The following is a 17,497-nucleotide window of genomic DNA, read 5'->3' as shown; positions in this document are numbered from 1 at the left end:
GGATGGAGAAATTACTACTACACGAACCACAGCCAAAAGAGATTAGCCAAGCTGGATTGGTATATTCTGCAGCGATTAACCCGGTGGTATGCAAAGAAGAGGCAGCGCAGGAGTTGGATGAGTTCAGGACCTGAAGTCAAGTATATTGCTAACATGTATGGACTAAAAACGTTATTGTGATCTGCATGCCCATGAAAGACGAACATCGGAAAGCCGTATGAGGGAAAACCTCATGTACGGTTTGATGAGGAGGGGCTGGTTTGAATCCAGCCCTTTACTCTAGAAGAGAATGATGTACCTACAAATACACACCTTCTTTGTTCAAGAGATAGTTCATCAGATCGAATCCAATCCTCATAATCGGAACCAGCTCAAAAGCAAAAACTAACCGAGTAAATTATTCACTATATCAGCTATGTTCTATTTGAACAGCTCTTAAAATAAAAACAGCTCCTGGCCATAAGGCCAAGAGCTGCATATTCTTGATAACAAGAAATATTAACGTTTGGAGAACTGAGGTGCGCGACGAGCGGCTTTGAGACCGTATTTTTTACGTTCTTTCATCCGTGGGTCACGAGTCAGGAATCCTGCTTTTTTCAGAGCTGGACGGAATTCTGGATCTGCTTTGAGCAGTGCACGGGAAATCCCGTGACGGATTGCTCCAGCTTGACCAGAGATACCACCACCATGTGCGATAACTACAACATCGTAGTTACCATTTGTTTCAGTCAGGTTCAGTGGTTGTCTTACGATCATTTTCAGTGTTTCTACACCGAAATAATCATTGATATCACGTTTGTTAATGACAATGCGTCCTTCACCCGGTACAAGACGAACACGAGCTACCGAATGTTTACGACGACCTGTCCCATAGTATTGTACTTGTGCCATGAAACTGTCCTCCTTTTAATTATCCGCGAAGTTCGTAAACTTCAGGTTTTTGTGCTGCATGTGGATGCTCAATGCCTTTGTAAGCTTTCAATCTCAGCTTCATTTTTTCGCCCATACGAGTCTTAGGAAGCATACCATAAACAGCCAATTCCAACATACGCTCTGGTTTGTTTTTAATCATGTCTTGAGCGACAGTCACTTTCAGACCACCTGGGTGCAGCGAGTGACGGTAGTATTTTTTGTTTTCCATTTTCTTACCAGTCAGTACAACCTTCTCCGCATTGATAACGACAACGAAATCACCGCCGTCAACGTGTGGAGTGAATTGTGGCTTGTGCTTACCGCGAATCAATGAAGCAGCTTCACTAGCCAGACGACCAAGAGTTTTGCCTTCAGCATCAATGATATGCCAATTGCGCTCAACTTCACTTGGCTTAGCCATATACGTAGTACGCATGAAAATGTTCCTCCCTTAGATCATTACAATCATTAATATTCATTTATCTTCGTTCATTAAGTTATTGCATTTGTGATGGATATTTACTCATTAGGTGTACATCTTAATTGGGGCTGTGGGAAAGCCATTAAGAAAACACAACTTATATACTACACGATATATTGAAATTCCGCAAGCAAATTATCATGTATTTTTAACTGTTTTATGTGTTTTCTTCATAATCCACTTTCCACAGCATCAGGGCATGAGCCACGGCAGTCGGACCAGCCGCACTTCGGTTCTTGGCAGCCAAAATATGCTGGATATCCTCAGGCTGTTTCTTCCCTTCACCAATCTCCAACAGCGTTCCCATCATGATCCGAACCATATGCTGCAAGAAGCCGTTGCCGGTAAAATACGTATGAATAATTCCTTGATCATCCGAACCTGGTCTAGAAAAGGAATAATCCACCGTCATATGGGCATCATACACGGTCCGTACATGATTCGTCTTCTGCGAATGCCGGGAAGCGAACGATGTATAATCATGCGTTCCGATGAGGAGCTGAAGCCCCTGCTTCATGGCTTCAACATCCAGACGAGTTGGATGATGCATCTGCGTCCTGCGATGAAAAATATCCGGGAAGCGATTGGCATTCACGGTATAGCGGTACGTCTTACGCTTGGCCATATGACGTGCGTGGAATTCCAGCGGCACTTCTGTGGCCTCCGTAAGAATGATGTCCTCCGGCAACCACGCATTCAGCGCCAGACACCAGCGGTGTAACGGGATACGTGATTCCGTTAGGAAGTTGAAGACTTGCCCATACGCATGCACACCTGCGTCCGTACGCCCTGAAGCAGTTATCTTGAGCCTTTCTCCTGTTAAGGAAAAGATGGCATCTTCAATATAATCCTGAATCGTATTACCGCCAGGCTGTGTCTGAAAACCGTAATAGCTTGTTCCATCATAGTTCACTTTCATGCAAATATTCCGCATGTCTGAAATCGCACCTTCTTATGGATCGTGTATGGCTTCATTTAGACCCGTACACTCAGATGAATGGATGCATGAATCCCTTCTATATCCCCGCCTACCGCCAAGCTTGCAGGAGTCCAGCGGACAACGTCCAATGAGCCCTTTCTGGCTAAAGAGAATGTAGGGGGACCGAAGACCGTTAATCAATTCATTAAAAAGGAGAAGCCCTTACGGAGCTTCTCCCACAGAAGAAAAAAAGGGCCGCTCAGAATCATCGGATTCTGCCACCCTTTCCTCTTCCACCTGCTTACGCGCGGTCAACCAATTCCAAGTAAACCATTGGAGCAGCATCGCCACGACGAGGTCCCAGTTTCAGGATACGAGTGTATCCACCTGGACGCTCGGAGTAACGAGTAGCCAAATCGCTAAACAGTTTTTGGATTGCATCCTGATCGCCGTCCAAAGTTTCGCGACGAACATAAGCAGCTACTTGACGACGTGCATGCAGATCACCTTTTTTAGCTTTAGTGATCAGCTTTTCAGCGATAGAACGAACTTCCTTCGCTTTCGCCTCAGTAGTTTGGATACGCTCATACAGGAACAGATCCGTTACCAGGTCACGGAACAATGCTTTACGTGCACTGGAGTTACGGCCCAATTTTTGATATGCCATGTGTTTTCCCTCCTTCACTCAGGACGTTGCTAAACTATTCTTCCGTACGAAGTCCTAAACCAAGCTCTTCCAGCTTCTCTTGAACCTCTTCCAAAGATTTGCGGCCCAAGTTACGGACCTTCATCATATCTTCTTCAGATTTCGTTGTAAGCTCTTGTACCGTGTTGATACCAGCGCGCTTAAGGCAGTTGTAGGAACGGACGGAAAGATCCAGTTCTTCAATCGTCATTTCCAATACTTTTTCTTTCTTGTCTTCCTCTTTTTCAACCATAATCTCAGCGTCCTTGGCTTCATCAGTCAAGCCAACGAACAGCATAAGATGTTCAGTCAAAATTTTAGCCCCGAGACTTACAGCCTCTTCAGGTCGAATACTTCCGTCGGTCCATACTTCGAGTGTCAGCTTATCGTAGTTGGTTACTTGGCCAACACGCGTATTCTCCACTCCGTAGTTTACACGTGAGATCGGTGTATAGATGGAGTCGACGGGGATAACGCCGATCGGCTGATCTTCGCGTTTGTTCCGGTCTTGCTTAACATAGCCGCGACCGCGATTGGCGAAAATACGCATGTGAAGTCTCGAACCCGGCCCCAATGTGGCGATATGAAGATCCGGATTCAGGATTTCAACATCACTATCCGCACGAATATCTCCTGCCGTCACAGTTCCTTCGCCTTCCGCATCGATTTCGAGCACTTTCTCTTCATCGGAATGGATCTTCAGCGAGAGAGCCTTCAGGTTCAAGATAATCTCCGTTACATCTTCCATCACACCTGGAACTGTTGCAAACTCGTGCAGAACTCCATCGATTTGCACCGATGTCACTGCCGCACCCGGCAGAGAGGAGAGCAGAATACGACGAAGCGAGTTGCCCAGCGTCGTACCGTATCCGCGTTCCAGAGGTTCTACTACGAATTTCCCATAGGTGCCATCATCATTGACGTCCACCGTCTCAATTTTCGGCTTTTCGATTTCAATCACTGCAATATCCCTCCTTCAAAACGTCGCTCCTATATGAAACCTTCACCATATCCATTTTTAACCATGCAGTATTGTCTAAACAATCATTATTAGCAGATTGCAATGGTTTTATACTACACGTACAGGATAAATCTCATTAGACACGACGACGTTTTGGAGGACGGCATCCGTTGTGAGGTACCGGAGTCACGTCTTTAATCAGGTTAACTTCCAGACCCGCAGCTTGCAGGGAACGAATCGCTGCTTCACGGCCTGCGCCTGGTCCTTTAACCATAACTTCAACACTCTTCATGCCATGCTCCATTGCAGCCTTGGCAGCTGTTTCAGCAGCCATTTGTGCAGCGTACGGAGTGGATTTACGGGAACCGCGGAATCCAAGACCGCCAGAGCTTGCCCAAGAGATTGCGTTACCGTGAGGGTCCGTAATTGTAACGATAGTGTTGTTGAACGTGGAACGGATGTGTGCCACGCCAGATTCGATATTTTTACGGTCACGACGTTTGGTGCGTACAACTTTTTTCGGTTTAGCCATTGAATGTTATCCTCCTTTCTTATTTCTTTTTATTTGCTACAGTACGACGAGGACCTTTACGTGTACGGGCATTCGTTTTTGTACGTTGACCACGAACAGGCAGACCACGACGGTGACGAATACCGCGGTAGCAACCGATCTCAGTCAGACGTTTAATATTCAAGGAAATTTCACGACGCAGATCACCTTCTACTTTTACCGATCCGTCGATTGTTTCACGTAATTTGCTCACTTCATCTTCTGTCAAGTCGCGAACACGAGTGTTCACATCGATGCCTGATTCTTTAAGGATTTTCTGAGAAGTCGTTTTACCGATTCCGAAAATGTAAGTCAAGGCGATCTCAACGCGTTTGTCACGTGGCAAATCCACACCAGCTATACGAGCCATTTTACGCTACACCCCCTTCTTTAACCTTGTTTTTGTTTGTGTTTCGGATTTTCGCAAATAACCATTACATTGCCTTTGCGGCGAATGACTTTGCATTTCTCGCAAATGGGCTTTACAGAAGGTCTTACCTTCATGCTAATTACCTCCTCCAAGTCTTACCCTGGTAAAACTCGTTTCATAACCATTCATAGTTTTTGGAACAAAAGATAACACACGATTTATTTCCGGTACGTTATACGACCTTTGGTTAAATCGTAAGGCGATAACTGAACGACCACTTTGTCGCCTGTCAGAATGCGGATAAAATGCATCCGCAGCTTTCCGGAAACATGAGCAAGAATTTGGTGACCGTTCTCGAGCTCCACCTTGAATGTTGCGTTGGGAAGAGGTTCGATCACAGTACCTTCTACTTCAATGACATCTTCTTTGGCCACAGCTAGTCTCCTTTCTCTTCAGTTGTTGGATTGGTGGAATCCAGGAATTCATTCACTGCATGACGCAGCTTTCCGTTCGTTACCCGACCGCATTCCTGCAAACTATTCACAACTTCGCTGCTAATTACTGGCTGCGGCATCAGGTGAAGAATATTCTTCTTCTTGGCCTGATCAAACTTGCGCTTGTTGCCATCAGCAATATATACAAAACGATCATCCGCTATGGATACTACGACAGCTGCCTGACCGGTATCTCTACCTCTCAGGATTTTCACAATCTGACCGATCTGCAGGCTGTTTTGTGCTTTCATGCTTACCACCTACGATTTCAGTATAGTGAAAATCTCCATGCCGTCCGGCGTTACCGCGACCGTATGCTCAAAATGAGCACAAAGTGATCCGTCCACCGTTACGACCGTCCAGTTGTCTTCCAACGTCCGTACATGCCGGGAGCCGGCATTGACCATGGGCTCAATCGCCAGTACCATGCCTGGTCTGAGCCTCGGTCCCACGTTCGGGATACCGTAGTTCGGAATTTGCGGATCCTCATGCAGCTTGGCACCTATGCCGTGACCGACATATTCCCTCACTACTGAGAAGCCAGCTTCCTCAATGTATCTCTGAATCGCATGCGAGATTGTAAACAGGCGAACGTCCGGCTTGACCTGAGACAGTCCCTCCATCAGGGCGCCTTCCGTCACATCTAATAACCTTTGGGCGGCATCTGAGATGCTGCCAACTGGATATGTCCATGCGGAGTCCCCATGGTACCCCCGATACTGCGCACCAATGTCAAACGTAACGATATCACCTTCGTCTAGCTTGCGGCTGCCGGGGAACCCGTGCACCAATTGTTCGTTGACTGAAGCGCAAATGCTAGCAGGAAAACCATTATAACCTTTAAAAGACGGCACAGCTCCCTGACTGCGAATGTACTGATCAGCTATATGATCAAGCTCACCGGTGGTTATGCCGGGCTCGATCTGTTCGGCCAGAATCTTGTGGGTCTCAGCTACGATGCGTCCGGCTTCCCTCATATAGCTCAATTCCGTTTCGGACTTGCAAACGATCATTACAATTAACCCCGCAGCAAGGATACCAGATCTTCAGATACCTGATGAATATCCTGCTCCCCGTCGATTTGACGCAAAAGATCTTTGTTCTCATAGAACGAGAGGAGTGGTGCCGTTTTGTTGCTATACTCATCAAGCCGTGTCGCAACGCTCTCTTCATTATCATCAGCGCGTTGGTACAGCTCGCCTCCGTCTTTGTCACAAATGCCTTCTACCTTTGGTGGATTGAATACCAGATGGTATGTTGCACCACAGGTCTTGCAGATGCGGCGTCCCGTAATACGGGCCAGCAGACGGTCGCGGTCTACCTTCAGATCGACAACATGATCAAGCGACATGCCCAGACGTCCGAGAATTTGGTCCAGCGCCTCAGCCTGTGCCAAAGTTCTTGGAAATCCATCCAACAGAAAGCCTTTCTTGCAGTCCGGCTGCTGGAGTCTCTCCTCTACGATACCGATCGTAATATCGTCGGGTACCAGATCTCCACGATCAATGTATTCTTTGGCCTTGATTCCGATTGGAGTACCGAGCTTCATAGCCAGACGGAATGCATCACCTGTAGAGATATGTGGGACACCGAGTTCATTAACGATTACTTCAGCTTGTGTGCCTTTTCCAGCCCCAGGAGGGCCCATGATCAGAATGTTCACTCTCTCACTCCTCAGGAACGACCCCTACACAAGAAACAGCACAATAGGTGCCGATGAACAGGCATAATCCTGTCCCGGAACCTATTGACTATTTATTGATGAAGCCTTTGTAATGGCGTTTAATGAGCTGGCTTTCGATTTGCTTCATGGTATCCAATGCAACACCAACGATGATGAGCAATGAAGTACCACCGATCTGTACAGAACGAGGCAAACCGGAAAGTGCACCGAAGAATACCGGCAGAACCGAGATGACTGCCAAGAACAGTGCCCCAGTCATAGTTAGACGGGACATTACCCGCGTCAGGTAAGTCTCAGTGGCTTTACCAGGGCGAATGCCTGGGATATAGCCGCCGTTCTTCTTCATATTGTCGGCCATTTGCTGCGGATTCATCTGCACAAAGGTGTAGAAGAATGTGAAGCCGATGATCATTACAACATATAACACCATACCGAGCGGTTTGTCATAGTACAAGTGAGTAGTTACCCATTGTGCCCATACCTTATCCGCCCAGAAGCTTGCAATAATAATCGGGAACTGCAGCAACGACACTGCGAAGATAACCGGAATAACGCCTGCCGCATTAATTTTCATCGGAATATGCGTATTCTGGCCACCGTACATTTTGTTCCCCACAACGCGCTTGGCATACTGCACAGGAATCTTACGAATTCCTTGCTGGATAAAGATAACACCCACGACAATCAACACGATTACCAAAACGATAATAATCGCCTTGAGAATATTGATGAACAGTTGATCCGCTTGGATGAACTGCGACTCAGCAATTGTCCGAATGTGTCTTGGTATACCAGCTGCGATCCCTGCGAAGATGAGGATGGAAATACCGTTACCAATACCTCTTTCCGTTATTTGCTCTCCAAGCCACATCAGGAACGTAGTCCCCGCTGTAAGCACGATCGCAATCAGGATGTAGTCTGCAACTGTTGCTCCAGGAATCATTTGTGCTCCATACAGACGATTAAATCCGATCGAGGTACCAAATGCCTGAATGAGCGCCAGTACTACCGTACCATAACGTGTAACTTGCGCCAACTGCTTTTTACCATGCTCTCCTTGCTTTGCCCATTCCGCAAGCTTCGGAATGACGTCCATGGATAGGAGCTGCACGATGATCGAAGCCGTAATATACGGCACGATCCCGAGAGCAAAGATAGAGAACTGATACAGCGCACCTCCGGAGAAGGTGTTCAGTAGGCCGAACAGCTCACTGCCTGCTGTATCATTAGCAAATACATTTTTGTCGACTCCTGGTACTGTAATAAATGAGCCAATACGGAACACTATGAGAATCATAAGTGTAAACCCGATGCGGTTCCGCAGATCTTCAACCCGCCATATATTAGAAAGGGCTTTGAACATTAGATCACCTCGGTTTTACCGCCGGCAGCTTCAATTTTCTCTACCGCAGATTGAGAAAACTTGTTAGCTTTTACAGTAAGCTTGACAGTGACTTCACCGTTACCAAGAATTTTGATTCCGGATTTTGTGTTTTTCACAACTCCGCTGTTAACCAAAAATTCAGGAGTCACTTCAGTACCTTCTGCAAAACTATTCAGATCTTCGATATTCACAACTGCATATTCTTTGCGAGTTGGGTTCACGAAACCGCGCTTAGGCAAGCGACGATACAATGGGTTTTGGCCACCTTCGAAGCCCGGACGTACACCACCACCGGAACGTGAGTTTTGACCTTTATGACCGCGACCTGATGTTTTACCTGTACCACTACTAGTACCGCGACCTACGCGTTTGCGTTCTTTGCGGGAGCCAGTAGCTGAGGACAGCTCATGTAACTTCATCGTTCGTTGCACCTCCTTGATTATTTGTTGAACTTCTGTATCTCTTAAGCTTCGATTTCTTTAACCGAAACCAGATGACTTACTTTGTTGATCATACCGCGAATGGCAGGATCGTCGTTGTGAACTACAGTTTGGTTCAGCTTACGCAGTCCCAGAGTGTTCACAGTTGTTCTTTGAGTACCTGGGCGGCCAATCAAAGAACGGACAAGGGTAATTTCTAATTTACTCATGACATATCCTCCTTAACCGCGCAGCTCTTCGACAGTTTTGCCACGCAATTTCGCTACATCTTCAGCGCGTTTCAAGCGGGACAAACCTTCCAAAGTCGCATTGACCATGTTCATGGAATTCGAAGAACCCAGAGATTTTGTCAAAATATCACCTACGCCAGCCAGTTCGAGCACCGCACGAACAGGACCGCCTGCAATTACACCAGTACCTTCAGATGCTGGCTTCAACAGAACGCGGCCTGCGCCGAACTTACCAGTAACCAAGTGAGGAACTGTAGTTCCTACGAGTGGAACGTGTACCAGGTTTTTCTTAGCGTCTTCCACACCTTTGCGAATCGCTTCAGGTACTTCGCCAGCTTTACCGATACCAGCACCAACCCAGCCATTGCCGTCACCGACAACAACCAGTGCGCTGAAACTAAAGCGACGTCCGCCTTTTACAACTTTAGCTACACGATTAATATTTACAACTCTTTCAGACAGTTCTAAAGTGTTCGGATCTACACGCAAGTCGTTAACCTCCTTTTGTAAAATGTCTTAAAACTCAAGTCCAGTTTCGCGAGCTGCTTCAGCCAGCGCTTGGATACGTCCATGATACAGGTAGCCTCCACGGTCGAAAACAACCGCAGTAACACCTTTTTCTTTACCGCGCTTAGCAACGAGTTCTCCGACTTTACGTGCGGATTCCACGCTAGCACCGTTAGCGATGTCTTTGCTCAGCTCTTTATCCATAGTGGATGCAGCTGCCAATGTCACGCCTGCTACGTCATCAATCAGTTGAGCGTAGATATGTTTTTCAGAACGGAATACGTTCAAACGAGGACGTTGAGCCGTTCCTTGGATTTTTTTACGAACACGCAGATGTCTTCTCACACGTGCTTTGTTTTTATCCTTTTTCGTAATCATCTTCTTCTTTCACTCCCTTCAGTTTGCCTTTAACAGCTTCAGATCAAGACGCACTGGGTAAAAAAGAGGCACGTAGTCTCCCCAAGACGGAAGACCACAGAAAGGCGGTAAGAAAGTTATTTCTTCTTACCGGCTTTACCTTCTTTACGGATGATGCGTTCGCCTTCATACTTAATACCTTTACCTTTATACGGCTCAGGCTCACGAACGGAACGGATTTTAGCAGCGTAGGCACCTACGCGCTCTTTGTCGATTCCGCGAACGATGATTTTAGTGTTCGAAGGAACTTCGAACTCGATGCCCGGTTCTGGAGTGATTTCTACCGGATGGGAGTAACCAACGTTCAGAACGATTTTATCTCCGGATTTGCTTGCACGATATCCGACCCCAACCAGTTCCAGAGATTTAGCGAATCCTTCAGTTACACCACTTACCATGTTATTGACAACGGAGCGGGTTGTTCCGTGCAAAGAACGGTGAAGTTTGTTGTCAGAAGGACGAACTACGTTAATTTCATTGTTTTCAACAGTAACCTGCATGTCTTTGTGAAGTTCACGAGTCAGAGTTCCTTTCGGTCCTTTAACAGTGATCACTGCGTTATTCAGTGTTACATCCACACCACTTGGTACTGCGATTGGTTTGCGACCAATACGGGACATGTATTGCACCTCCTATCTTCTTAGCTTTGTATTACCACACGTAGCAAATAACTTCTCCGCCGGCTTTGGACTGACGAGCTTCTTTATCAGTCATGATGCCTTTAGATGTAGAAATGATCGCGATTCCGAGTCCACCCAGTACGCGAGGAATCTCATTACTCTTCGTGTACACGCGCAGACCAGGCTTACTGATTCTTTTCAGACCAGTAATAACACGCTCGTTATTAGCACCGTATTTCAGGAAAACACGGATAATCCCTTGTTTGTTATCCTCAACAAATTCCGCATCACGAATGAAGCCTTCACGCTTCAGAATGTCTGCGATTTGCTTTTTCATTGTCGAAGCAGGCATCTCAACTGTCTCGTGGCGAACAGTGTTCGCGTTACGAATACGAGTAAGCATATCTGCAATTGGATCAGACATAGTCATTGTGTATAAACCTCCTTCCCGTTCAGGACTTTTTACCAGCTTGCTTTTTTCACGCCAGGAATCTGGCCTTTATAAGCTAATTCACGGAAGCAAATTCTGCAGATCTTGAATTTTTGCAACACGGAATGTGGACGACCACAACGCTCACAACGAGTGTATGCGCGAACTTTGAATTTCGGCGTGCGTTGTTGTTTAACTTTCATCGAAGTTTTTGCCACTTAGCCTGACACCTCCTAGATAGATTCGGAGAAATGGGCAGCTGCCCACAACGTTAAGCCAATATTACTTTGCAAAAGGCATTCCCAGTTGAGTCAGCAACTCACGGGACTCTTCGTCAGTGTTCGCAGTTGTTACGATAACGATATCCATACCGCGAACTTTGTCCACTTGATCATACTCGATCTCAGGGAAGATCAATTGTTCCTTCAGACCGAGTGTGTAGTTACCACGGCCGTCAAAGGCTTTAGTGGATACACCACGGAAGTCACGAACGCGTGGCAGTGTGATGTTGAACAGCTTATCCAGGAAGTAGTACATACGCTCGCCGCGCAGTGTTACTTTAACCCCGATTGGCATGTTCTCACGCAGCTTGAAGCCTGCGATGGATTTCTTAGCACGAGTGATAACTGGCTTTTGACCAGTAATCAGCTGCAGATCGTTAACAGCGGAATCAAGCACTTTGGAGTTTTGAACAGCTTCGCCAACCCCCATGTTGATTACAACTTTCTCGATCTTAGGCACTTGCATTACAGTCGTATAGTTGAACTTCTGCATCAGAGCAGGAGTGATTTCATTCAGAAAACGCTCTTTCATTCGAATAGCCATGAACAATGGTCCTCCTTTCCTTTAAAGATTATTTATCGATTTGTTCTCCGGAACGTTTAGCAACGCGCACTTTTTTACCGTTATCCAATACTTTGTAACCGATACGGGTTACTTTTCCGCTCTTTGGATCGATATGCATCACGTTGGAAACATGAATTGGAGCTTCTTTCTCGATGATGCCGCCTTGTGGATTTTGCTGGTTAGGCTTTTGGTGTTTTTTGATCATGTTAACACCTTCCACAAGCACACGGTTTTCACGAGGATAAGCAGCAATTACGCGTCCCTTTTTACCTTTATCCTTGCCTGTAATCACCATAACAGTGTCGTCTTTTTTGACGTGCAGCTTGTTGTTGTGGGATTCCAGAACCTTTTTCACTTTTGGCATTTCGTACACCTCCTATAACTTGCTGTATACGGGCAGGGTCTCTGCTTAGATTACTTCCGGAGCCAAAGAAACGATTTTCATGAAGTCTTTATCACGAAGTTCGCGAGCAACTGGTCCGAAAATACGAGTTCCGCGTGGGCTCTTGTCTTCTTTCACAACTACCGCTGCATTTTCGTCAAAGCCGATGTAGGAACCGTCTTTACGACGCACGGAACGTTTTGTACGAACAACAACCGCCTTAACTACATCACCTTTTTTGACAACGCCGCCTGGTGTTGCTTGTTTGACGGAGCAAACGATCAGATCACCGATTTGGGCTGTACGACGTCCAGTTCCGCCCAATACACGGATACACATCAGTTGCTTAGCACCAGAGTTATCGGCCACAGCCAAACGTGTAAATGGTTGAATCATTTAGATATCCTCCTTTCGGACAAAACTGCTTCTGTATTAGATAATTACTGCTTTCTCAACGATCTCGACCATTCTCCAATTCTTATCCTTGGAAAGTTTGCGAGTTTCCATGATTTTCACAGTATCACCGATTTGTGCAGTGTTGTTCTCATCATGTGCTTTGAACTTTTTCGTATACTTGATACGTTTATGGTAGAGATCATGTTTTTTGTAAGTTTCTACAGCTACCACGATCGTTTTATCCATTTTGTCACTAACTACTTTGCCGACTTGTACTCTACGGGCATTACGTTCGCTCATTGTTGGCCTCCTTCCTAATTACAGACGATGTCCTCGTCTGGTATGAGTTCTTAGCTAATCCCAAGTTCTCTCTCACGGATTACGGTTTTAGCACGAGCAATTTCCTTACGAACATCGCGGATGCGAGTCGGGTTGTCGAGCTGACCGGTAGCGAGTTGAAAGCGGAGGTTAAAGAGTTCTTCTTTAAACCCGGTAATTTTTTGTTCAAGTTCAGCAGTGGTTAGGTTGCGAAATTCACTAGCCTTCATTTACTTCACCACCCAATTCTTCACGTTTCACAAACTTAGTTTTGATTGGCAGCTTGTGAGCGGCAAGACGCATTGCTTCGCGAGCAACCTCTTCCGGTACGCCAGCAAGTTCGAACATGATCTTACCTGGCTTCACGACTGCAACCCATTTTTCAACGTTACCTTTACCGCTACCCATCCGCACTTCAAGAGGCTTTTGTGTAATCGGTTTGTCTGGGAAAATCTTGATCCACACTTTACCGCCACGTTTGATGTAACGTGTCATCGCGATACGAGCAGATTCGATCTGACGGTTAGTGATCCAAGCTGGTTCAACAGCTTGCAGACCGTATTCGCCAAAGTTCAGCGTTGTGCCGCCTTTAGCACGGCCTTTCATGTGTCCGCGTTGTTGCTTGCGGTGTTTTACGCGCTTTGGTACCAACATGATTAGTTGCCTCCTTCCTGAGCAGCTTGTTTCTTAGCCGTAGGAAGAACCTCTCCACGATAGATCCATACTTTTACGCCAATACGACCATAAGTAGTATGAGCCTCCGCTGTACCATAATCGATGTCGGCACGAAGCGTGTGCAGTGGAACAGTTCCTTCACTGTAGCCTTCTGAACGAGCGATCTCAGCACCGCCAAGACGGCCGCCCACTTGTGTTTTAATCCCTTTTGCACCGGAACGCATAGTTCTTTGAATCGCTTGTTTCAAAGCACGACGGAACGATACGCGACGCTCCAGTTGTTGTGCAATGCTTTCAGCAACCAGAATTGCATCCAGTTCAGGGTTTTTGATTTCAGAGATATTGATGTGTACTTTTTTACCGCCTGCGATTTTGGTGATTTCACCACGCAGAATTTCAACTTCAGAACCACCCTTACCGATTACCATACCTGGCTTCGCAGTGTGGATTGTTACGTTGATGCGGTTCGCTGCTCTTTCGATCTCGATACGGGAAACAGCGGAGTCTTTCAGTTTGTTCTTCAGGTGTTCACGAATCTTTACGTCTTCCAGCAAAAGATCACCGAAATCTTTGCCTGCGTACCATTTGGATTCCCAATCACGGATAATACCGACTCGGAGTCCTACGGGGTTTACCTTTTGTCCCACACGTTTTCCCTCCTTATTTTTCAGATACCACCAAAGTGATGTGGCTAGTGCGTTTGTTAATCCGGCTAGCACGACCCATTGCGCGTGGACGGAAGCGTTTCATTGTTGGTCCTTGGTTTACGAATACCTCGGATACATACAATTTGTTTACGTCCATGGAATAGTTGTGATCAGCGTTAGCAATTGCAGAGTTCAGCAACTTCTCTACTACTGGAGAAGCCGACTTTGGTGTGTGGCGCAGGATTGCGACCGCTTCACCCACTTGCTTGCCGCGGATCAAGTCAATAACGAGTTTAACTTTACGTGCGGAGATCCGAATAGATCTAGCATGTGCTTTTGCTTCCATTGAGTTACCCTCCTCTCAAACATAGCAGTGGTTCATTATCTTCTTGTTTTCTTGTCGTCGTCGTGGCCTTTGTAAGTACGGGTAGGAGCGAACTCTCCCAACTTGTGACCAACCATATCCTCAGTTACATATACAGGCACGTGCTTGCGACCATCGTATACACCGAAAGTGTGTCCGATGAACTGCGGGAAAATTGTGGAACGACGGGACCAGGTTTTGATTACTACTTTCTTGTCCGTTTCATTCAAAACCTCTACCTTTTTCAGCAGGTATGCATCTACGAATGGTCCTTTTTTAAGACTGCGGCTCATATGTGAATCCTCCCTTCGTCAAACGTTCTCGTTCTTAGTCCAGGCACGCATTAAGCAATGCGTGCATTATTTCGTGCGGCGACGAACGATGTATTTATCAGAAGCTTTATTTTTCTTACGAGTTTTGAATCCGAGTGTCGGTTTGCCCCAAGGAGACATTGGAGACTTACGTCCGATTGGCGCACGACCTTCACCACCACCGTGAGGGTGATCGTTAGGGTTCATTACTACCCCGCGGACTTCAGGACGCTTGCCCAACCAACGATTACGTCCCGCTTTACCGATCTTCACGAGCTCGTGATCTTCGTTACCAACGGAACCGATTGTAGCGCGGCAAACTTTCAGAATGCGGCGAACTTCACCGGAGGACAGACGAACTGTTACATACTTTTCTTCTTTACCAAGAAGTTGAGCTTCAGTACCAGCTGCACGGACCAATTGTCCGCCTTTACCTGGCTTCAACTCAATATTGTGGATCACTGTACCTACAGGAATGTTTTCCAGTGGCAGGGAGTTACCGATTTTGATGTCGGAAGCTGGTCCGGACACTACCTCGTCTCCTACTTTCAGACCTTTAGGAGCGATGATATAGCGCTTCTCGCCATCCACATAATGAATCAACGCGATGTTGGAAGTACGGTTCGGGTCATACTCGATTGTAGCAACGCGGCCCGGTATTCCATCTTTGGTACGTTTGAAGTCAATGATACGGTATTTACGTTTGTGTCCACCGCCGTGGTGACGAACCGTAATTTTACCTTGGTTGTTACGTCCTGCTTTTTTGCTCAGAGGCGCCAGCAAGGATTTCTCCGGCTGATTAGTCGTGATCTCTTCGAAAGTAGATACGGACATTGCGCGTCTTGCAGGTGACGTCGGTTTGTACTTTTTAATTGGCACTGATTTTCCCTCCTTACTTTAAAGGTTTCTTATACCGATTCAAAGAACTCAAGCGGTTTGCTGTCTTTGCTCAGCGTTACGAAAGCTTTCTTCCACTCGCTAGTGTAACCGGAGTGACGACCGTAACGTTTTGGCTTCGCAGGAACACGCAGAGTGTTCACATTGGAAACTTTCACGTTGAAAATAGCTTCAATCGCTTGTTTGATTTCGATCTTGTTGGAACGCATATCCACTTCGAACACATATTTCATATCGCCCATCATCTCAGCTGTACGCTCAGTGATAATAGGACGTTTGATAATATCACGAGGATCTTTCATTACGCGAACACCTCCTCAACTTTCTGGACTGCTTCTTTCGTAATGATCAGCTTGTCGTGTTTGAGCACGTCAAGAACATTAATACCGTCTGCTGCAACAAACTTCACCCCAGGAATATTGCGGGCGGAAAGAGCCACATTATCATCATAGCTAGGCGCTACGATCAACGCTTTGCGGTCTGCTTTCAGGTTGTTCAGGATAGCAGCGAATTCTTTCGTCTTTGGAGCATTCATAGTGAGTGCATCCAATACGATAATTTCGTTCGCGATCACTTTGGAAGACAGTGCCGATTTGATGGCAAGACGACGAACTTTCTTAGGCAGTTTGTAGGCATAGCTACGTGGTGTAGGTCCGAAAACAACACCGCCGCCTTTCCATTGTGGAGAGCGAATAGAGCCTTGACGAGCGCGACCTGTACCTTTTTGTTTCCAAGGTTTACGTCCACCGCCACGTACTTCAGAGCGCCCTTTCACTTTGTGAGTACCTTGACGCAAGGATGCCAGTTGCATAACAACTGCTTCGTGAAGAACGTGCTTATTCGGCTCGATTCCGAAAATTGCATCATTCAGTTCAACTTCGCCAACTTGGCTTCCGCTAATATTGTAAAGTGCTACCTTAGGCATTTCGTGTTCCTCCTTTCTTCAGTCCTTATTTCTTCACCGATTCTTTAATTTTCACTAAGCTGTTTTTAGGTCCAGGAATGGAGCCTTTTACGAGCAGCACGTTGCGTTCTGCATCGACTTTAACAACTTCAAGACGTTGGATCGTCACTGTATCATGACCCATGTGTCCTGGCAGACGTTTACCTTTAGGTACGCGGTTCGCTTGGATGGAACCCATGGAACCTGGACCTCTGTGGTAACGGGAACCGTGAGACATAGGACCTGTGCTTTGTCCCCAACGTTTGATAACACCAGCGAAACCTTTACCTTTGGAAGTACCGGTTACGTCAACGAATTCACCTTCAGCGAAGATATCTGCTTTCAATTCTTGACCTACTTCGTAGGCAGCAAAATCAACACCGCGGAATTCACGAACGTAGCGCTTAGGTGCAGTATTAGCCTTTTTGGCATGTCCTGCTTCTGGTTTGTTGGCATTCTTTTCTTTCTTATCTGAGTAACCCAGTTGAATCGCTTCGTAGCCATCGTTTTCTACGTCTTTCTTTTGCAGAACAACGTTAGGACCAGCTTCGATTACTGTAACCGCAACTACATTACCTTCAGCGGTAAACACTTGGGTCATTCCAAGTTTTTTTCCTAAGATACCTTTCATGTT

Annotated in this window: 33 protein-coding genes; all 33 read right to left on the bottom strand. The window is 46.4% G+C overall.

What is annotated here, in order from left to right:
- Nucleotides 1-498 precede the first annotated feature (498 nt).
- Nucleotides 499-891, bottom strand: a complete 393-nt coding sequence (gene rpsI / locus D328_RS0127475; RefSeq protein WP_018888251.1) for a 30S ribosomal protein S9 — start codon at nt 889-891, stop codon at nt 499-501.
- Between the two features lie 19 nt (nt 892-910).
- On the bottom strand, nt 911-1,348 hold the full coding sequence (gene rplM / locus D328_RS0127470) for a 50S ribosomal protein L13 (RefSeq protein ID WP_018888250.1): 438 nt from the start codon (nt 1,346-1,348) through the stop codon (nt 911-913).
- Nucleotides 1,349-1,550: 202 nt separating this feature from the next.
- Nucleotides 1,551-2,327, bottom strand: coding sequence for a tRNA pseudouridine(38-40) synthase TruA (gene truA / locus D328_RS0127465; protein ID WP_018888249.1), 777 nt, complete (start codon nt 2,325-2,327; stop codon nt 1,551-1,553).
- Between the two features lie 286 nt (nt 2,328-2,613).
- Entirely contained in the window at nt 2,614-2,979 is a 366-nt protein-coding gene (gene rplQ / locus D328_RS0127460) for a 50S ribosomal protein L17 (protein ID WP_018888248.1), read from the bottom strand.
- 34 nt (nt 2,980-3,013) lie between these two features.
- Nucleotides 3,014-3,958: a DNA-directed RNA polymerase subunit alpha gene (locus D328_RS0127455; protein ID WP_018888247.1), complete on the bottom strand. Its 945-nt coding sequence runs from the start codon at nt 3,956-3,958 to the stop codon at nt 3,014-3,016.
- Between the two features lie 136 nt (nt 3,959-4,094).
- Nucleotides 4,095-4,490, bottom strand: a complete 396-nt coding sequence (gene rpsK, locus D328_RS0127450; RefSeq protein ID WP_018888246.1) for a 30S ribosomal protein S11 — start codon at nt 4,488-4,490, stop codon at nt 4,095-4,097.
- A gap of 19 nt (nt 4,491-4,509) precedes the next feature.
- Nucleotides 4,510-4,878: a 30S ribosomal protein S13 gene (rpsM, locus tag D328_RS0127445; protein ID WP_018888245.1), complete on the bottom strand. Its 369-nt coding sequence runs from the start codon at nt 4,876-4,878 to the stop codon at nt 4,510-4,512.
- A 20-nt stretch (nt 4,879-4,898) separates the two neighbouring features.
- Nucleotides 4,899-5,012 carry a 50S ribosomal protein L36 gene (rpmJ, locus tag D328_RS0127440; protein WP_003333770.1) on the bottom strand — a complete coding sequence of 38 codons (114 nt, stop codon included), beginning with the start codon at nt 5,010-5,012 and terminating at the stop codon, nt 4,899-4,901.
- Between the two features lie 84 nt (nt 5,013-5,096).
- The gene (infA, locus tag D328_RS0127435) at nt 5,097-5,312 is read right to left on the bottom strand and encodes a translation initiation factor IF-1 (protein WP_006212898.1); all 216 of its coding nucleotides are present in this window, start codon (nt 5,310-5,312) and stop codon (nt 5,097-5,099) included.
- Between the two features lie 2 nt (nt 5,313-5,314).
- The gene (locus tag D328_RS0127430; protein ID WP_018888244.1) at nt 5,315-5,623 is read right to left on the bottom strand and encodes a KOW domain-containing RNA-binding protein; all 309 of its coding nucleotides are present in this window, start codon (nt 5,621-5,623) and stop codon (nt 5,315-5,317) included.
- 9 nt (nt 5,624-5,632) lie between these two features.
- Nucleotides 5,633-6,385, bottom strand: coding sequence for a type I methionyl aminopeptidase (gene map, locus D328_RS0127425; RefSeq protein ID WP_018888243.1), 753 nt, complete (start codon nt 6,383-6,385; stop codon nt 5,633-5,635).
- Nucleotides 6,386-6,390: 5 nt separating this feature from the next.
- The gene (locus D328_RS0127420) at nt 6,391-7,035 is read right to left on the bottom strand and encodes an adenylate kinase (RefSeq protein ID WP_018888242.1); all 645 of its coding nucleotides are present in this window, start codon (nt 7,033-7,035) and stop codon (nt 6,391-6,393) included.
- Nucleotides 7,036-7,123: 88 nt separating this feature from the next.
- Entirely contained in the window at nt 7,124-8,419 is a 1,296-nt protein-coding gene (secY, locus tag D328_RS0127415; protein ID WP_018888241.1) for a preprotein translocase subunit SecY, read from the bottom strand.
- A complete protein-coding gene (gene rplO / locus D328_RS0127410) occupies nt 8,419-8,859 on the bottom strand; it encodes a 50S ribosomal protein L15 (RefSeq protein WP_018888240.1) in 441 nt (146 codons plus the stop codon). Before rplO ends, secY begins: the two co-directional genes overlap by 1 nt.
- Nucleotides 8,860-8,903: 44 nt before the next feature.
- Nucleotides 8,904-9,089 (bottom strand): 50S ribosomal protein L30, encoded by a 186-nt coding sequence (gene rpmD, locus D328_RS0127405; protein ID WP_018888239.1) that lies wholly within the window; start codon nt 9,087-9,089, stop codon nt 8,904-8,906.
- Between the two features lie 12 nt (nt 9,090-9,101).
- Nucleotides 9,102-9,599, bottom strand: coding sequence for a 30S ribosomal protein S5 (gene rpsE / locus D328_RS0127400; RefSeq protein WP_018888238.1), 498 nt, complete (start codon nt 9,597-9,599; stop codon nt 9,102-9,104).
- A 27-nt stretch (nt 9,600-9,626) separates the two neighbouring features.
- A complete protein-coding gene (gene rplR / locus D328_RS0127395; RefSeq protein ID WP_018888237.1) occupies nt 9,627-9,995 on the bottom strand; it encodes a 50S ribosomal protein L18 in 369 nt (122 codons plus the stop codon).
- Nucleotides 9,996-10,111: 116 nt separating this feature from the next.
- On the bottom strand, nt 10,112-10,654 hold the full coding sequence (gene rplF / locus D328_RS0127390; protein ID WP_018888236.1) for a 50S ribosomal protein L6: 543 nt from the start codon (nt 10,652-10,654) through the stop codon (nt 10,112-10,114).
- Nucleotides 10,655-10,685: 31 nt separating this feature from the next.
- On the bottom strand, nt 10,686-11,084 hold the full coding sequence (gene rpsH / locus D328_RS0127385) for a 30S ribosomal protein S8 (protein WP_018888235.1): 399 nt from the start codon (nt 11,082-11,084) through the stop codon (nt 10,686-10,688).
- A gap of 32 nt (nt 11,085-11,116) precedes the next feature.
- The gene (locus D328_RS30915) at nt 11,117-11,302 is read right to left on the bottom strand and encodes a type Z 30S ribosomal protein S14 (RefSeq protein WP_013312154.1); all 186 of its coding nucleotides are present in this window, start codon (nt 11,300-11,302) and stop codon (nt 11,117-11,119) included.
- Nucleotides 11,303-11,366: 64 nt separating this feature from the next.
- Nucleotides 11,367-11,909 carry a 50S ribosomal protein L5 gene (gene rplE, locus D328_RS0127380; RefSeq protein WP_018888234.1) on the bottom strand — a complete coding sequence of 181 codons (543 nt, stop codon included), beginning with the start codon at nt 11,907-11,909 and terminating at the stop codon, nt 11,367-11,369.
- Nucleotides 11,910-11,937: 28 nt separating this feature from the next.
- Entirely contained in the window at nt 11,938-12,294 is a 357-nt protein-coding gene (gene rplX, locus D328_RS0127375) for a 50S ribosomal protein L24 (RefSeq protein WP_018888233.1), read from the bottom strand.
- A 45-nt stretch (nt 12,295-12,339) separates the two neighbouring features.
- The gene (gene rplN / locus D328_RS0127370) at nt 12,340-12,708 is read right to left on the bottom strand and encodes a 50S ribosomal protein L14 (RefSeq protein ID WP_018888232.1); all 369 of its coding nucleotides are present in this window, start codon (nt 12,706-12,708) and stop codon (nt 12,340-12,342) included.
- A gap of 36 nt (nt 12,709-12,744) precedes the next feature.
- Nucleotides 12,745-13,008, bottom strand: a complete 264-nt coding sequence (gene rpsQ / locus D328_RS0127365) for a 30S ribosomal protein S17 (RefSeq protein ID WP_018888231.1) — start codon at nt 13,006-13,008, stop codon at nt 12,745-12,747.
- Nucleotides 13,009-13,058: 50 nt separating this feature from the next.
- The gene (gene rpmC / locus D328_RS0127360; protein WP_018888230.1) at nt 13,059-13,256 is read right to left on the bottom strand and encodes a 50S ribosomal protein L29; all 198 of its coding nucleotides are present in this window, start codon (nt 13,254-13,256) and stop codon (nt 13,059-13,061) included.
- Nucleotides 13,246-13,680, bottom strand: a complete 435-nt coding sequence (rplP, locus tag D328_RS0127355; RefSeq protein ID WP_018888229.1) for a 50S ribosomal protein L16 — start codon at nt 13,678-13,680, stop codon at nt 13,246-13,248. Before rplP ends, rpmC begins: the two co-directional genes overlap by 11 nt.
- Nucleotides 13,681-13,682: 2 nt before the next feature.
- Complete coding sequence (gene rpsC / locus D328_RS0127350; RefSeq protein ID WP_018888228.1) at nt 13,683-14,348, bottom strand: 30S ribosomal protein S3; 666 nt, start codon at nt 14,346-14,348, stop codon at nt 13,683-13,685.
- A gap of 13 nt (nt 14,349-14,361) precedes the next feature.
- Complete coding sequence (rplV, locus tag D328_RS0127345; RefSeq protein WP_018888227.1) at nt 14,362-14,694, bottom strand: 50S ribosomal protein L22; 333 nt, start codon at nt 14,692-14,694, stop codon at nt 14,362-14,364.
- A 35-nt stretch (nt 14,695-14,729) separates the two neighbouring features.
- Nucleotides 14,730-15,005, bottom strand: a complete 276-nt coding sequence (rpsS, locus tag D328_RS0127340) for a 30S ribosomal protein S19 (protein WP_018888226.1) — start codon at nt 15,003-15,005, stop codon at nt 14,730-14,732.
- 66 nt (nt 15,006-15,071) lie between these two features.
- Nucleotides 15,072-15,902 (bottom strand): 50S ribosomal protein L2, encoded by an 831-nt coding sequence (gene rplB, locus D328_RS0127335; protein ID WP_018888225.1) that lies wholly within the window; start codon nt 15,900-15,902, stop codon nt 15,072-15,074.
- A 29-nt stretch (nt 15,903-15,931) separates the two neighbouring features.
- Entirely contained in the window at nt 15,932-16,222 is a 291-nt protein-coding gene (gene rplW, locus D328_RS0127330; protein WP_018888224.1) for a 50S ribosomal protein L23, read from the bottom strand.
- A complete protein-coding gene (rplD, locus tag D328_RS0127325) occupies nt 16,222-16,845 on the bottom strand; it encodes a 50S ribosomal protein L4 (RefSeq protein ID WP_018888223.1) in 624 nt (207 codons plus the stop codon). The genes rplW and rplD overlap by 1 nt, the downstream gene beginning before the upstream one ends.
- A 25-nt stretch (nt 16,846-16,870) precedes the next feature.
- Nucleotides 16,871-17,494 (bottom strand): 50S ribosomal protein L3, encoded by a 624-nt coding sequence (gene rplC / locus D328_RS0127320; RefSeq protein WP_018888222.1) that lies wholly within the window; start codon nt 17,492-17,494, stop codon nt 16,871-16,873.
- Between the last annotated feature and the right edge of the window lie 3 nt (nt 17,495-17,497).

This window comes from Paenibacillus massiliensis 2301065 = DSM 16942, from assembly GCF_000377505.1.
Lineage (GTDB): Bacteria > Bacillota > Bacilli > Paenibacillales > Paenibacillaceae > Paenibacillus > Paenibacillus massiliensis.
The sequence above is the reverse complement of the archived record's forward strand: the minus strand, read 5'-3'. Positions and strand labels throughout refer to the sequence as shown.

Excerpts from the sequence above, each read along its gene's own strand:
- rpsI (WP_018888251.1), bottom strand. The coding sequence starts at position 891 with ATGGCACAAGTACAATACTATGGGACAGGTCGTCGTAAACATTCGGTA.
- rplM (WP_018888250.1), bottom strand. The coding sequence starts at position 1,348 with ATGCGTACTACGTATATGGCTAAGCCAAGTGAAGTTGAGCGCAATTGG.
- truA (WP_018888249.1), bottom strand. The coding sequence starts at position 2,327 with ATGCGGAATATTTGCATGAAAGTGAACTATGATGGAACAAGCTATTAC.
- rplQ (WP_018888248.1), bottom strand. The coding sequence starts at position 2,979 with ATGGCATATCAAAAATTGGGCCGTAACTCCAGTGCACGTAAAGCATTG.
- rpsK (WP_018888246.1), bottom strand. The coding sequence starts at position 4,490 with ATGGCTAAACCGAAAAAAGTTGTACGCACCAAACGTCGTGACCGTAAA.
- rpsM (WP_018888245.1), bottom strand. The coding sequence starts at position 4,878 with ATGGCTCGTATAGCTGGTGTGGATTTGCCACGTGACAAACGCGTTGAG.
- rpmJ (WP_003333770.1), bottom strand. The coding sequence starts at position 5,012 with ATGAAGGTAAGACCTTCTGTAAAGCCCATTTGCGAGAAATGCAAAGTC.
- D328_RS0127430 (WP_018888244.1), bottom strand. The coding sequence starts at position 5,623 with ATGAAAGCACAAAACAGCCTGCAGATCGGTCAGATTGTGAAAATCCTG.
- map (WP_018888243.1), bottom strand. The coding sequence starts at position 6,385 with ATGATCGTTTGCAAGTCCGAAACGGAATTGAGCTATATGAGGGAAGCC.
- secY (WP_018888241.1), bottom strand. The coding sequence starts at position 8,419 with ATGTTCAAAGCCCTTTCTAATATATGGCGGGTTGAAGATCTGCGGAAC.
- rplO (WP_018888240.1), bottom strand. The coding sequence starts at position 8,859 with ATGAAGTTACATGAGCTGTCCTCAGCTACTGGCTCCCGCAAAGAACGC.
- rpmD (WP_018888239.1), bottom strand. The coding sequence starts at position 9,089 with ATGAGTAAATTAGAAATTACCCTTGTCCGTTCTTTGATTGGCCGCCCA.
- rplR (WP_018888237.1), bottom strand. The coding sequence starts at position 9,995 with ATGATTACGAAAAAGGATAAAAACAAAGCACGTGTGAGAAGACATCTG.
- rplF (WP_018888236.1), bottom strand. The coding sequence starts at position 10,654 with ATGTCCCGTATTGGTCGCAAACCAATCGCAGTACCAAGTGGTGTGGAT.
- rpsH (WP_018888235.1), bottom strand. The coding sequence starts at position 11,084 with ATGACTATGTCTGATCCAATTGCAGATATGCTTACTCGTATTCGTAAC.
- rplE (WP_018888234.1), bottom strand. The coding sequence starts at position 11,909 with ATGGCTATTCGAATGAAAGAGCGTTTTCTGAATGAAATCACTCCTGCT.
- rplX (WP_018888233.1), bottom strand. The coding sequence starts at position 12,294 with ATGCCAAAAGTGAAAAAGGTTCTGGAATCCCACAACAACAAGCTGCAC.
- rplN (WP_018888232.1), bottom strand. The coding sequence starts at position 12,708 with ATGATTCAACCATTTACACGTTTGGCTGTGGCCGATAACTCTGGTGCT.
- rpsQ (WP_018888231.1), bottom strand. The coding sequence starts at position 13,008 with ATGAGCGAACGTAATGCCCGTAGAGTACAAGTCGGCAAAGTAGTTAGT.
- rpmC (WP_018888230.1), bottom strand. The coding sequence starts at position 13,256 with ATGAAGGCTAGTGAATTTCGCAACCTAACCACTGCTGAACTTGAACAA.
- rplP (WP_018888229.1), bottom strand. The coding sequence starts at position 13,680 with ATGTTGGTACCAAAGCGCGTAAAACACCGCAAGCAACAACGCGGACAC.
- rplV (WP_018888227.1), bottom strand. The coding sequence starts at position 14,694 with ATGGAAGCAAAAGCACATGCTAGATCTATTCGGATCTCCGCACGTAAA.
- rpsS (WP_018888226.1), bottom strand. The coding sequence starts at position 15,005 with ATGAGCCGCAGTCTTAAAAAAGGACCATTCGTAGATGCATACCTGCTG.
- rplW (WP_018888224.1), bottom strand. The coding sequence starts at position 16,222 with ATGAAAGATCCTCGTGATATTATCAAACGTCCTATTATCACTGAGCGT.
- rplD (WP_018888223.1), bottom strand. The coding sequence starts at position 16,845 with ATGCCTAAGGTAGCACTTTACAATATTAGCGGAAGCCAAGTTGGCGAA.
- rplC (WP_018888222.1), bottom strand. The coding sequence starts at position 17,494 with ATGAAAGGTATCTTAGGAAAAAAACTTGGAATGACCCAAGTGTTTACC.